Below are 13,888 nucleotides of genomic sequence, written 5' to 3' on the forward strand. Positions count from 1 at the left end.
TTTATGAAAACAAGCATCTATTTCCGCAGAAACTGGCAACTATATGCGTTGCTCCTACTGCCCATGATCTACTTCATTATTTTCAAGTATGGGCCAATGTATGGCGTACAGATTGCGTTCAAGGACTTTAACTTCTTTCAAGGGATCTCCGGTAGTGAGTGGATTGGCTTGGATGCATTCAGAGAGGTATTTCAAAATCAGGGATTTTACACGGCATTACGCAACACGTTAGTGCTTAACATGCTGGATCTGCTGGTGTCCTTCCCAGCTCCGCTTATATTGGCTATTTTATTGTTCGAGCTGAAGAAGGCCTGGTTCAAAAAGCTGGCACAGACTTTACTGTACATTCCTCACTTTATTTCATGGGTGATTATTGGAGGTATCGTACTTCAAGTATTCGGTACACAATCGGGTTTCATTAACAATATCCTGATGAGCATGGGATTCGATCCATTGCCTTTCCTTTCAGACAAAAACTATTGGCTCTTCACGTATCTTGCGGTAGGCGTATGGCAGAGTGCCGGCTGGGGTACGATTCTGTATCTGGCATCCCTGACAGGGATTAACCGGGAACTGTACGAAGCGGCAGAGGTGGATGGAGCAAGTCGGCTCCGCAGAATCTGGCACATCTCCTTGCCTGGCATCAAAACGACGATTGTTACCTTATTGATCATCAATGTCGGCAACATGATCTCCATCGGGTTCGACCGACCGTTTATTATCGGTAACGTGGCTGTACGTGAATACTCGGATGTACTCAGCACGTTTGTCTATCGTGTCGGTTTACAGTCTGGTCAGGTTACGCTCGCAACAGCTGTAGGTTTGTTCCAGGCATTAGTTGGGCTTGTCTTCATACTCGGAGCGAACTATACGTCCAAGAAGCTAACCGATGAGAGTATTATGTAGTGGATTGAATCACATATGATCTGTAAGGAGTGAGTGGGATGTCTGAAAACACGGCGAATCGAATATTCAACACGGTCAACGTCATTCTTATTATCATTACGATGGTGCTGTGTCTTGCACCATTCATTCATATTATTGCGATCTCGCTCAGTTCGAACCGGGCGATCGGTTCAGGAGAAGTTTCCTTTTTCCCCAAAGAGTTATCCTTTGAGGCGTATAGCAAAGTGTTTGCAGATGGATCGATGATTCGTTCGCTTATCTATACTATTTGGCTGACCGTCCTCAGTACGGTGCTAAGCATGGCGATGACCATTGCAGCGGCATATCCGCTGGCGAAGAGTAATCTGAAGGGGCGCAAGTGGTTCATGCTTGTCATTGTGGTGACGATGTTCTTCAGCGGGGGCATTATCCCGGAGTACATTCTGATCAAAAATCTGCATCTACTGGACAGCACATGGGGACTTATTCTGCCTGGATTGATTAGTCCGTTCTATATGATCATCCTCATTACGTTCTTCCGAGGAATTCCTGAGAGTCTGGAAGAAGCGGCGGGCATTGATGGAAGCAGCCACTTCGGAACACTAATGCGCATTATTTTGCCACTATCCCTTCCGGTTATGGCAACGCTGAGCCTATTTTACGCGGTAGGGCGCTGGAATGGTTTCCAGGATGCACTCATGTATATTACCAAACCTGAACTATATCCTTTGCAATTGAAGTTGTATCAGATGATTCAGCAAAACCAGATTACAGAACTGATGCAGAACGAAGGCATTGGTGCGGTTCAAGTCCTGCCTGAGAGTCTGAAAGCAGCCAGCGTTATATTCTCAACGTTACCGATCCTGCTGGTGTATCCATGGTTGCAGCGGTACTTTATTAGTGGCGTAATGGTAGGTGCTGTAAAAGGTTAACAGTCTCGGGAGGTTGCATGACATGACACAACGAATGGTAGAAAAGATGTCGAAAGAGCAGCAGTATCTAGTGAATCAGTCCATGTTGATGATGGATAGCTTCTATGACAAGGAAATGGATCTGCTTCGCAGTTTCGAAGAAGAGGATACATCGCAGCACAGCACACGAGCCAGCGCACATTATGCGCTAGGGTTATTGATTCGAAATGAGCCTGGTGATGTGGAACGCGCGATACAAGTGTTCCACAAGGTGCTCGATGTTCAATATGACGCTCCGGATGAGATCTATCACGGAACCTTCGCGACCCGACCAACGGATGCGCATCCACCAGCGGGTCACTATGCTTGGAAATCTTTTGCGCCAGGCACGGCCTATTTCCTGGAACGCACCTTTGAGAAGGTGTCTGCGCAGTTTATCCATAAACTACAGGAAGATGGATCTCTGCTCACAGAGGCGGCAGATTCCAAACAACTGAAACGTCTTTTTCATTCGGCAGTGAATCAGATTCTGCCATCGGTCTGGATCAGTTATGATCCCAACTGGCGCGAGTTTATCGCTTGTGTCTGTGCAGTCGTAACTGCTGAATTCGCTGAACTTATACCGGAGACACTCATGAAACGGATGGACCATGCCATGGCATTGGCTGTTCAAGGGTCAATAGAACGCAGATTATCTGACGTGATCCCCATGAACACCAATATTGAGTTAATGCATATTTTCATCACCCACTACTACGGCCATCGATTGAACCGAACAGAATGGATTCAGCATTCGGATGAACAGGCGGAAGGATTGATGAAGGAGTTTGAACAGTACGACGGGACATTCGCTGAATTCAATACAACAACGTATTACGGGGTGGATCTCTCCGTGCTCGGCATGTATCGAAAGTACGGAGTCACCAAACGTTTAGTTGAAATTGGACACCGGATTGAGCACGGGTTGTGGAATAACATTGCGTTATATTACAATGCCAACCTCGAGAATCTCTCCGGCCCATTCTCTCGGGCGTATGACATGGAGATGCGAGAGCATAGTTCAATCGGTGTATTTATCTATCTTTTGCTTGGTGAAGGGTATGAATATCTGGCAGGCATTAACTGTGAGTCAGGCCATGATCCACTGATTGCGCTCCTTGGGGTAGATGTGCCCGCGGAAGCCGTTCCGTATTTCAAAGCTCATCAAGAGGATCGGCTTGTGCAGAAACAGTTCATGGAACTGTGTGAGCGCCATGATCCAACGTCCAATCGGAATCTATGTACGGCCAAAGCCTGGATTGGTGAGGACCGGATGATCGGGGCCATGTCGGGAAGCGTGAATACGAATGGACAGATGCATCCAGCCACGATTCACTGGCAGACAGGCACGGGGGAGCGTTATTATCTTCGCTTGATCCGCCGTGAGGCAGGCGAGGGGTGGAACAGTCATCTGCGGGGAGTGACGTTTGATGCGGATCTCACGCCAGATTCGTTAACCATTGATGTCGAATTGGATACAGAGGAAGAAATCGACGTTTATTTTGAAATCAGAGGGCCATCCCTTCGGCAGCAGGACATTACACCAGCGTTATGGCAGTTCCCTGGACTTACGTGTACCGTGAAGGCTGAAGCGCCTGAACCATCCGTATTAATGTACGTGAATCATGCGGAGATCATCTATCGGTATGTGCCTGGAAAGACTGCGAACAAGATGAGATTTGAATTGAATCTCCGTGAAGACAACGGATAGAGGAATGAATAGGTATATAAAATGAACTGAACATTTACACGAGAACGAAGAGTGCAGAACCGATCTGTAGGAGCGAAGCGTTCGCCTGAAAGCTTTCTGCAAAAGAGCTGCATCGGAAGCATAAGCTATCACCGGATTTTTCCCTTTGGAGAAGGGGATAACAGCGATCGGAAGATGGTACTGCAATTGGAGTGATCTAGTGTAAGTTTATTGGTTCAACTTATAGAGATAGAGATAAATGGAATATGAATGGGCGATAGAATGAGAGACAGGAGGACCAATCATGTATACGGACAAACAGGAATATTCGTTCTCAACATGTTGGAATATCAAACGTCATACGACCGGACAAGGCATGATCGAGGAGATCAAGTCTCTGGGATTTAAACAGGTTGAACTGAACTACAACGTCACGGAAGAGATGCTGAAGACGATAGAGCCGATGATTGAACGGGGAGAGATCGGTGTATCCAGTGTGCATAATACATTTCCGCATGTGGCTGATCCAGATTACGGGACGGATTCCGTCCTGCTCGGATTCGATGATGAACCGCGCCGCAGACGGGCGATTGAACTGTTACTTCGCTCAGCTGAGTACGCACATCGATATGGAGCCAAGGCTGTGGTTGTACATCCCGGTGAGGTGCCGTTTGAATACAATATAGATGAAGCGTTGAAAAAGATATACCATGATCAAGGGCCGGATTCACCAGCATATCAATCTTTATGGCAGGAGATGCTGGAGAAGCGGGAAGATGAGAGTGCACATTACCTGAGTCGGATACAGGAAAGTCTGGAAGAGGTATGTGAATTGTCCGAGCAGCGTGGATATGGGGTGAATTTTGGTATTGAGACCCGTTCACGTTGTTATCAGATGCCGACTTTGCACGAAGCGGGAACAATTATTGGACGCATGAAGGGTGCGCCGCTTGGACTCTGGTACGATATTGGTCATGGCATGATGATGGATCGAATGGGACTATACGATAATGTACGTGAAGCTAACGCGTTGATTGATCATGTGGTTGGTGTGCATATTCATGAAACTGTCGGGTTGGCAGATCATTGGTGTCCATACATTCATAGTAAAGACATGACCTTTTTTGATTCATTTTTGGATATCATTGATCGTTCGCCGGTGAAAGTATATGAGTTAAAAGCCGCGTGTACACCGGAAGAGATCGATGAGAGTCATGGATTGATTACGTCTCGCATTGCTGAACGTCATGCGGCGCGTCAGCGCGGGTAGTGACTATGTATATGTTATGCTCAGCGCATAAGTGGGGAAATGATAGGTGATGATAGGGCAATGGACGAATGTGAAGCATTCTGCTCAATTCATTTAATGTTAGACGTCCTATTGGGAGAGAAGGTTCATCTTTTGGATGGGCTATGAGAGGCTTATTTAATGGAAAAATGGAAAAAGGGATCGGTTTCATCGGCCTGCTAGGCTTGGTGAGACGGATCCCTTTTTTGATTTTAGCGCTGACGAACCTAACCCACACTATTCCAAGCATATGAGTCAGAAGTTGGCGAGAGAAGCGTTTATTCTACCTATCACCAAAGCAAGATTGAGCGTGTGATTCTTTTTACTCTTTTTACTCGTACATCCTTCGTTCAAGTTCGGCATAGGCAATTGCAGGATCATCACTGGAATTGTCAATATAAGCGACGGATGAAGCAGGGAGCGGCCAGACTACTTCTTTTCGGACGAGAGAAGCTGTAAAGGCATCCCAGTTTGCGAGTTTCCATTCATCCAATGGAGATTGTCTCGCTGTAATCCGTTTGTGATACAACGCTTCATTCTCTAGATAAATATAGGCCACACGCACATCCGTATCATCCAGGGTACGCCCGATCTGTGCAAGTTCCTGGGCAATCCAATCGGTGGTTCCAATTTCTTTGGTAAAGGGTCCTACAACGATGGTATCAACACCCAACTGAACGTTATCCAGAGCGGCGTCCATCGTAATGCGGTACCCAAGATCACGGCACAGCTTCTTGTATTCAGGCGAATCTCGGTCGGATGGATCAAGTCCCTGAAGGGTCATGATCGCCTCAGCCGCCGGACGAAGCAGAATATCCATATCGAAGAAAGCAGCTTTATGTTTACGGGAAAGGGCTTTGGCTAGTGTTGTCTTGCCACTTCCGGCCCCGCCGAGAAAGAAAATCAATTTGCTCATGAATGTAATGCCTCCTTAATTGTATTGAAAAAATAGGATATGTAATTGAAGAATACACGAATAGATAGATTCATCATTAGAGTTCGTGAATGAAAGGACTTGTTTATTTTAACATAAATAAAGAAGCTTGTTGGCTAGACAGAAAAGGAAGGATAAGGTAATATCATACCTAGTTGTTCTATGCATAGGTTTCCGATGTATATAAAAAGGAAGGAGTGAGCACGTTGCAGGTTAACAAACAAATGATTAAAGGCAGTACCGAAACATTGATTCTGAACTTGCTTCAGGAACGACCGTTGTATGGATATGAATTAATTAAGGAATTACATCGTCAATCTGAGGGTGTGTTTAATCTGAAAGAGGGCACGTTATATCCTATTTTGCATGCCATGGAGATTGAAGGTTGGGTAGAGTCGTACTGGATGGAGGTTGAAGGCCGTAAACGTAAATATTATTCGATTCGAGACAAGGGGATGGAGGCCTTACAAAGTAAAAAAGCAGAGTGGAATTTGTTCCGTAGAGCTGTGGATCGGGTGCTTGGGGAAGGAGGCTTGACATGACGAATCGACATGAGCGAATTCAGCATTATCTTGATCACATGTGTGTTCAGGTTAAGGCTCGCGAAGTACATAACGACCTGCGTGATGAGTTGGGAAACCACATGGAAGAGATGATTTTGGATAAAGAACAAGAAGGTTATACAGAGGAAGAAGCAATTACATATGCCATTGAACAGATGGGTGATCCTTCAGTAGTGGGCAAAAGCATGCACCGCTTGCATCGCCATCGCATGCATTGGGGGCTGCTAGTTGGAATTATTGCCTTGGCTACACTCAGTCTGTTACTGATGTGGATTTTTACGACTAATACGACACAGTCAAGATATCAGTATTTATACAGCTATCATGTGAAAAACACTGTTGTGGGATTGATTATGATGTCTTTCTTTATTTTCTTTGATTACCGCAAATGGAAAAAAGCTGCCTGGTGGATATATATTCTGTTCAATACCTTGCTGTGGATTAATCCAATGGTATCTTCAGCTTACAACGGTATAATCAGGTACTTATCGTTACCATTCGGCATTGTACTTGATGTAACTACGGTTTCAATGTGGATATTGCCTCTCGCTATAGGTGCAATTATGCTGGATAAACTTCGAACAAGTTGTAGTATACAGTCAATACTAAGTTACATTGCAATGGTAGCATTGCCGGCAGTGCTCTTGTTTCAAATATCAGATTGGGTTCGTTTGTTATTGTTTGGAATCGTATCGGTCATTCTATTTGGCTGGATCACACGTAAATGGCTTTATATGATCATCGCTGCAATAACTACTGGGACTATGTCTTTTATATTGTTGTTATTCATGGATGAATACAGACGTTTGGATAGATTTGCTGTCGTATTCAATCTTCAAGATGACCCATATGGGAATGGTTTTATTTATAATTCGATTAAAGATACCGTACGAACAGCTGGATGGTGGGGCAATGGACTGCATACACGGTTTGACCTATTCAAAAGTAATTATTTCGATTTTCCTGGTGTGATGCTGATTGATGTGTTTGGCTGGTCAGCAGGCATATTCTTGTTGATAGGTATTTTCTGGTTTGTCAGTAGTATAGTGAAAATCATCCCTCGTATTCGGGATGATTTTGGTCGCATGATCATCTTGAGTGTCACTACAATATTGGCTCTGCAGATGATCTATTCTCTTGCAGTAATTACTGGTAAGGTTCCAATCATCAGCATCGCGTTTCCTTTCATTGGATACGGCACTCATCTGATCTTTGAATATGCCATGATTGGCTTACTTCTTGGGGTATACCGCCGTAAGGATACCTTGGCGTGGAAAAACGAGAAGAAGCATATGAAGGTGACACCGATTAAGCAGTAGACAATTCACTGTGTAAACAAGTGGTTATTAGCATAATAAGCGGGGCTGTACATTTCAGTGCAACTACACCTGCGAAGGAAACCAGATATGACGCAGGTTCACCCAGCCCTGGCTGTTGAAAGATAGACCACGCACAGAAGGCAGATAAGCGGTTTCTACTGGTTTCTCGGATAAATGGAACAGTAAATTTTGGTCAACCAAAAATTGCTCAATTCGGTCTAATTCAGAAGTTCGATCTGCTGCGATGGGAGAGGCGACGATGGTTTGCAAAATCTTATGAATCGTTATACGAGCAGAATCTTCGAGATGCTCAGATAACGTGGAGTAGAGATCATATCTGCGCAGTTCTTCGTCCCTGTCCCGGATGAGCGAGAAGAGAATCAGATCAGATTCCAGCCGCAGATTTCCTTTGAACTGCTCCATTGTAGCGGTACGGACGGTACAAGAGAAACCGCACTGCTCCAGTATGGACGCCAGATGTTGGGCATCCCTGCGATATTGTGGAATGGTTGCAATGTGCAGGGAGATGGGACTGGAGGATACGGAACTTATCGATATATCGCTAAACCCCTCCGAGTGGGCCTGGACTTTCTTGGTATTCACCGTACTAAAATCAGGCACAACGACCTCAGAGTCTTCTGCAGTTCCATCATCTCTATACATTCCAGCAAGGCATAACTGAAGGTGTGCTCTTACTTCCGGATCGTTTAACGGCCCGGCTTTTTGCGTATTACACGTGAGTAATTTTTGAACCATTACACCTGCACTTATCTGTGTCCAGTCTGCACCCGCAGACGAAGACGGATTATGAACAAGATGAAAGAACGGAGTTTCGATATCTTGGCTATCGTCGTCCATTTTGGCCGAGGCACTCCACGGAATTTGCAGGATATCTACACGGTCCATATGTGCTCTACCCTGAAAATACGATGAAAAGGCTTCAAGTCTGCACAAGTGATCATCCCAGGCAGTGACCTTGAACGGCCCCGTCCCGACAGGTTTTTGCATCCCGTGCGCATCACCCTCATGCTTTATCTTCTGTTCGTTTTTTCCGGGTGAGGGTACAATCGCCGCACGACTTGTTGTCAGAAAAGACAAAAACAATTCGTGAGGGTCTTTCAACTGGAAACGCACGGTTAAGTGATCGACCGCTTCAATAGAAAGAATCTGTTTACTTACATCACGGTACAGTGTCCGGCGATCTGTAGATTGCAGCCGTTCAAACGTATGTACAATATCATGGGCGGTCAGCATCTGACCATCGTGAAACGTAATACCTTTTCGCAGATAAAAAATCCAGGTCTTTCGGTCTGCACTGACATCCCAGGTATGAGCCAGACAGGGAAGGATCTCCCCTTGTTCACCCCGCTGAACCAACCCGTCAAAGACATGGCTGGTAACAAAGGATTCAGCCAATAGATTAATGTACAGCGGATCAAGCGCATGTAGCTGTTGACGCAGGGGCAACCGAAGTGTATCAATCTGCTCATTATTGGTGCCGGCTTCTGTATGATGTCCCGAATACCCAAGCAACCACTGATTTAGATGATCCTGCATGATAGTTGAACTGGAGAATGCGCTCACCTGCTCGGCAGCTTCCTGCAACTCCCGGCGATTCATGGCCTGCATCATATATTCTGCGGCGATTTGATCAGCCGGAACAAGCAAAGTCAGTGAAGAACGCCGACCACGACCACGCTGGGAAACCCAACTAATCCAGTTATGTGCAACCATCTTTTTGACAATCGTTAACGTATTGCGGTGCGTACAATTTAGCAATTCAGCGAGATCGGCGAGGGTAAGTTCATGTTCTGTATGGTGACCGTAATGACGATGCAACAGCAGGTATTGCTGATGTAATTTCAAGTGTTGATTCCCTCCTGGAGGTGAACTCTGACGTAATCCTCTTAAATAAGAAGTTTTATCGATTTTAATTTCTATTTATATTCCTATTTTATCATCTAGAATATAACATAGAAAGGTTAATGGAGGTTTTTCCCATGATTGATAAATTAATGGCTTCACCACAACGCGCTTTAATCACGCTACTATCTGCATGGCTGCTCGCGATCATTCATCAGTATTTGTTTTATGGTAATGAGCTTGGCGTATCGTATCCCATCTTTGTAATTCTCTTTTATGAGTTTGTGTATCTGTTTGCACGGGATCGTATGAGGGCTTTCCAATGGATTGATGCATTCGTGGCGGGTGTAGTGCTGTTGTTGTCGCTAACTTTCCTGTTATACGACAATGAACTGCTGCGTGTTCTTAATTTCCTGGTTGTACCCGGCGTAGTTATCTTACATATGACATATCTGATGGGCAGAAAACGGAAGCAGTGGTGGGAAATAGGGTTGATCGGTACGGCGATTGACCATGTGTTGCCTCAAGCCATACGTCATTGGGGGACGGTTGCGGCCATTGCTGTGAGAGCAGGCGGGCGCGGCATGGGCAAATCACAGAAAACGGTTGTTTTCAAAGTGCTCATCGGCCTTGTCGCATCCTTGCCTATCCTCATTGTAGTCATCGCATTACTGTCTTCCGCTGACGGGGTCTTCGATCAGTATTTAGCCGGTTTTCCGGAGTGGTTGAATCAGTTGGCTTTTACTCCAGGGATACCAAGGATTATCTGGATTGTCATTGTGGGTGTAGTGCTGTTCGGTTATGTATGGGGATTTGTGCAGCCAATGCAATATGAGGCAGAGAAGAGAGAGAATGCACATTGGAAAAATGGAGCTGCATCCACGTCTATTACGCGTAATCAACCGCAGGAAGTCTCTGCTGTGAATCCTGCTACTGAAGGTCAGTTTACGAATAAGATTACACCCGAGCCTGAACGCCCTCCGGTTCCTCGGGAACCATTCAGATTGGACCCCATCATTGTGGGTACGATGCTGATCGTTATTAACTTTGTGTACGTGTTGTTTGTACTTGTACAGTTTTCGTATCTTTTTGGTGCTGGAGAGGGACATCTTCCGGTAGATCTGTCTTACGCAGAGTATGCGAGAAGTGGATTTGTGGAGCTGATTCTCGTCACCGGTATTAACTTCTTTATCCTTATTGTTGCTTTGCAGTATACCCGTCCAAGTGGCAAGGCGGGTTCCATCGTGCATCAGGTACTGCTCCTGATTCTGGTCAGTTGTTCAGCAATTATGTTGTATTCCGCGTTTATGCGCCTAAATCTGTATGAGCAGGCATATGGATATACGTACATCCGCTTCCTGGTACACGCCTTCATGATCTTCCTTGCACTCCTGTTGCTGATTGCTGGCCTTCGTATACGCTACACATCAATACCGCTGATCCGCTGGTATATTGTGTTTGCGCTCACTGCATATGTTGCGGTCAATTATGTGGGCATGGATCGCAGGATTGCTGAATTGAACATAGAACGTTACCATCAGACTGGCAATATTGATGCATCCTACCTGGCAAGTCTGTCGGCAGATGCAACTCCGTTACTTCGAGAGTTTGCTCTGAAGGAGTACCCGGATCTCAAGAGGGAAATGCTGGAACGTCAAGCCTACCTGAACGTGGATTCATCAGATCGTTCCTGGCCTTCTTATAACGTGGCAAGACACCGAGCTGAGCTAGAAATGTCCAAATTGAGAACGGAATAGCTGAATAATCACTTTTTTCACGTACGGATTTATGCAAAAACAATATGTAAGTGTTATAATATAAAAATGAACTTATAAAGGGGGTGAATCCCTTGTTTGAACTGCAGGAGTTATTACCTTATTTATTCTCAATTGGACTCATCTTCACCGTCAGTTATGCCTATATTGCCCATCTTCACTGTGGCATGACAGAGTACTGGATGGAAGGTAGCGCCGGTGGTGGACTTGAACCTGTACTTCCCGCTTTATGTTTGGACAGACAGCATAGACAGGAAGACTGGAGCCGCATGATTAGACGAAGAGAAGCGCCCGATGAAGATGAACCAGATTGTCATTCCTCGTTGAACGATTGGTCAACAAATCAACGAGGAGGATATATATGGAACATAAGACTAACAAGGGATTCACTTTTAGATCGGGCAAGGGACGGATCTATGGCCTGATTGCAATTTTGTTTGCAGTCATGCTGCTTGCCGGATGCAGCAACAACGTGTCGGAGATTACTTCATCGACACCGGGATTTTTTAATCACTATATTGTATTTCCACTGTCGTATCTGATTCAGCATATTGCCACCATATTTAATGGAAGTTACGGGGTCGCGATTATTGTAATCACGCTGGTTATTCGACTAGCACTGTTGCCATTGATGATGCGTCAAGCCAAGTCCCAGCAGGGAACTCGAGTTATCATGAACGCCATGAAACCCGAGATGGATGCGCTCAAGAAAAAATATGAAGGCAAAAATGACCCTGCTGATAAACAAAAGCTGTCTCAGGAAACAATGGAGCTGTACAAGAAACATAAGTTTAATCCGCTGAATATCGGTTGCTTGCCAATGCTCATTCAGTTGCCTATCCTTTCAGGTATCTACACAGCCATCCGACTTACACCAGAACTTTCTTCCCATTCGTTCCTGTGGTTCAAACTGGGAGCGCCGGATTATGTTCTCGCTGTGGTGGTCGCGGTTATTTATCTGATTCAAGCCAAGGTATCACAAGCCAATATGGCACCTGAGCAGCGAAAACAGTTCGCCATTATGGGATATCTCTCCCCATTGATGATGGCATTCTTTTCTCTTACAGCCCCGGCAGCCATGCCGCTCTACTGGACGGTTGGGGGTTCGTTCCTGGTACTACAGACGTTATTGTTCCGTAAAATGTATCCGGTGGAACACCCACAGGAGCCTGTGGTAGTGGAAGTAAGTCAGAAAAAGAATAAGAAATCGAGTTCATCCAAATCTTCTCGGAAACCTGCAAAGTCGTAGGGTATGATGTGGACGTAATTACGACAGCATTGTTGTGAATATATGTGGTATAGAACGTGTTATACGTAGCAAAAACCCAAAAAAGAAGCCGATTCTTTAGGATTGGCTTCTTTTTTGCTGTATTCCAGAAACGATGTGGATTTATATGGCTCGCAGTCTATTGAGCGGTTGTTCATCTGTTCTGTCATGTCATATCCCCGGTTCATCCGACATCTGGAAACGGGATACGAAATACCAGATGAGCTCACGACGGGAGGAAACCTTGGTTTTGGCGAAAATGGATTTCAAATGATCCTGAACCGTGTATACAGAGATATGCATCGCTGCAGCAATTTCTTTGGAAGAGTAGCTACGCAATACATAACCGAGCAGTTCCCGCTCTCGATTGGATAATCCATGGCTTTCGGCGAGCAAGGGAAGCAAATCCTGCGGCATCGCCTGCTCCAAACGGATAGCAATCTGATCCGGTCCTGTAATCTGTTGCATAAGACTGGCATGAAGTAGGAGGTAACGTCCATCCGGAAGTTGGATACAGACTTTGGAGGGCGAGTCAGGAGCGAGTTGAGTATCTTCAGCCCGTTCAGCCCGATTCTTGCGCTGCAAGTGTGAACTGACTGCACGTACCGGACGGGGCAGAACATCCGGCCCTACATGTTCCAGCGTGCGTAATTGGGACAGCCAATATTGAGCCGGGGCGTTCAGGGATAAGAGCTGGAACGTATCCGAGGTGATCAAAATTCCGGGTTCCTCAGGACTTCCACTCGTGATCTCATCCACAAGTGTCAGACTTGTGGACCGCAGCATCGATGCAATAGAAGCAGTCCAGGTCTGAATCAGCCACCTTTCTTCTTCTGTAAAAATAGAATTCTCAGTCTTGCGATACAGCGTCAGGTATCCCCAACAAGCGTCCCCACTGACTAATACAGCGCGCAGTTCATCACCAAACCCCGCTGGCTGAAGAATGTTGATATAACGTGGGCTTTGTTCAGGGTGTGCGTTCATGGACGAGTGAAGAGTAGCTGTATGTTCACCGCTGCGAATTAATTCAGCGTATTTATGTATATCTTCTTCCATGTATTCATTGATGAATAACCGATCATGAATGGCTTCAATACCGTCCTCTGTCACGGCTCCTGTGGAGAGAAGAGTCAGAGGATCAACGGTGGTGAAACAGTACGCGTCGTAAGGTACAACCGAATGGATCTGCTTCAGAACAGCTTCCCGGTAGGTACGTGAGGTCCAGGCTCCTTTTTCAAGAGAAGTGATAAGTCTGTGGTTCCGATCAATACGTGATGTCAACAAGGTTTCTCCTCTCTCTATGTGCATATCCCAATGTTCTGGGATTGTAGGCTCGGCGTATCCTTCTATAATG

The 13,888-nt window shown here is 45.7% G+C and carries 12 protein-coding genes; 9 read left to right on the forward strand and 3 right to left on the reverse strand.

Features of this window, described 5'->3' with window-relative positions:
* Nucleotides 1–3 precede the first annotated feature (3 nt).
* From ACE3K2_RS08935 to ACE3K2_RS08950, 4 genes are all read left to right on the forward strand, one after another.
* A complete protein-coding gene (locus ACE3K2_RS08935) occupies nucleotides 4–906 on the forward strand; it encodes an ABC transporter permease (protein WP_062834078.1) in 903 nt (300 codons plus the stop codon).
* Nucleotides 907–944: 38 nt separating this feature from the next.
* Entirely contained in the window at nucleotides 945–1,817 is an 873-nt protein-coding gene (locus ACE3K2_RS08940) for a carbohydrate ABC transporter permease (protein WP_339242100.1), read from the forward strand.
* A gap of 22 nt (nucleotides 1,818–1,839) precedes the next feature.
* Nucleotides 1,840–3,546, forward strand: a complete 1,707-nt coding sequence (locus ACE3K2_RS08945; protein WP_421889017.1) for a hypothetical protein — start codon at nucleotides 1,840–1,842, stop codon at nucleotides 3,544–3,546.
* Between the two features lie 283 nt (nucleotides 3,547–3,829).
* Nucleotides 3,830–4,795, forward strand: coding sequence for a sugar phosphate isomerase/epimerase family protein (locus ACE3K2_RS08950; RefSeq protein ID WP_421889019.1), 966 nt, complete (start codon nucleotides 3,830–3,832; stop codon nucleotides 4,793–4,795).
* A gap of 349 nt (nucleotides 4,796–5,144) precedes the next feature.
* Here the strand turns inward: ACE3K2_RS08950 and ACE3K2_RS08955 are convergent, their stop codons facing one another.
* Nucleotides 5,145–5,729 (reverse strand): AAA family ATPase, encoded by a 585-nt coding sequence (locus ACE3K2_RS08955; RefSeq protein WP_421889021.1) that lies wholly within the window; start codon nucleotides 5,727–5,729, stop codon nucleotides 5,145–5,147.
* A 224-nt stretch (nucleotides 5,730–5,953) separates the two neighbouring features.
* On the opposite strand from ACE3K2_RS08955, the gene ACE3K2_RS08960 reads away from it, so the two are divergent.
* Entirely contained in the window at nucleotides 5,954–6,289 is a 336-nt protein-coding gene (locus ACE3K2_RS08960; RefSeq protein WP_253507921.1) for a PadR family transcriptional regulator, read from the forward strand.
* Nucleotides 6,286–7,629, forward strand: coding sequence for an FtsW/RodA/SpoVE family cell cycle protein (locus ACE3K2_RS08965; RefSeq protein ID WP_421889024.1), 1,344 nt, complete (start codon nucleotides 6,286–6,288; stop codon nucleotides 7,627–7,629). The genes ACE3K2_RS08960 and ACE3K2_RS08965 overlap by 4 nt, the downstream gene beginning before the upstream one ends.
* Before the next feature lie 63 nt (nucleotides 7,630–7,692).
* Here ACE3K2_RS08965 and ACE3K2_RS08970 read toward each other — a convergent pair whose 3' ends face one another.
* Nucleotides 7,693–9,495, reverse strand: a complete 1,803-nt coding sequence (locus ACE3K2_RS08970; protein WP_421889026.1) for an ABC transporter substrate-binding protein — start codon at nucleotides 9,493–9,495, stop codon at nucleotides 7,693–7,695.
* A 134-nt stretch (nucleotides 9,496–9,629) separates the two neighbouring features.
* Between ACE3K2_RS08970 and ACE3K2_RS08975 the strand changes: the two genes are divergently transcribed.
* The 3 genes from ACE3K2_RS08975 (at nucleotide 9,630) to yidC (ending at nucleotide 12,516) form a co-directional block, all read left to right on the forward strand.
* The gene (locus tag ACE3K2_RS08975; protein WP_421889027.1) at nucleotides 9,630–11,249 is read left to right on the forward strand and encodes a DUF4153 domain-containing protein; all 1,620 of its coding nucleotides are present in this window, start codon (nucleotides 9,630–9,632) and stop codon (nucleotides 11,247–11,249) included.
* A gap of 92 nt (nucleotides 11,250–11,341) precedes the next feature.
* The gene (locus ACE3K2_RS08980) at nucleotides 11,342–11,692 is read left to right on the forward strand and encodes a hypothetical protein (protein WP_421889028.1); all 351 of its coding nucleotides are present in this window, start codon (nucleotides 11,342–11,344) and stop codon (nucleotides 11,690–11,692) included.
* Nucleotides 11,629–12,516: a membrane protein insertase YidC gene (gene yidC, locus ACE3K2_RS08985; RefSeq protein WP_421889029.1), complete on the forward strand. Its 888-nt coding sequence runs from the start codon at nucleotides 11,629–11,631 to the stop codon at nucleotides 12,514–12,516. Before ACE3K2_RS08980 ends, yidC begins: the two co-directional genes overlap by 64 nt.
* 189 nt (nucleotides 12,517–12,705) lie before the next feature.
* On the opposite strand, the gene ACE3K2_RS08990 is transcribed toward yidC, so the two are convergent.
* Nucleotides 12,706–13,815, reverse strand: coding sequence for a helix-turn-helix transcriptional regulator (locus ACE3K2_RS08990; protein WP_421889031.1), 1,110 nt, complete (start codon nucleotides 13,813–13,815; stop codon nucleotides 12,706–12,708).
* Between the last annotated feature and the right edge of the window lie 73 nt (nucleotides 13,816–13,888).

The sequence above is a fragment of the Paenibacillus sp. genome, assembly GCF_048976745.1.
Classification (GTDB): Bacteria; Bacillota; Bacilli; order Paenibacillales; family Paenibacillaceae; genus Paenibacillus.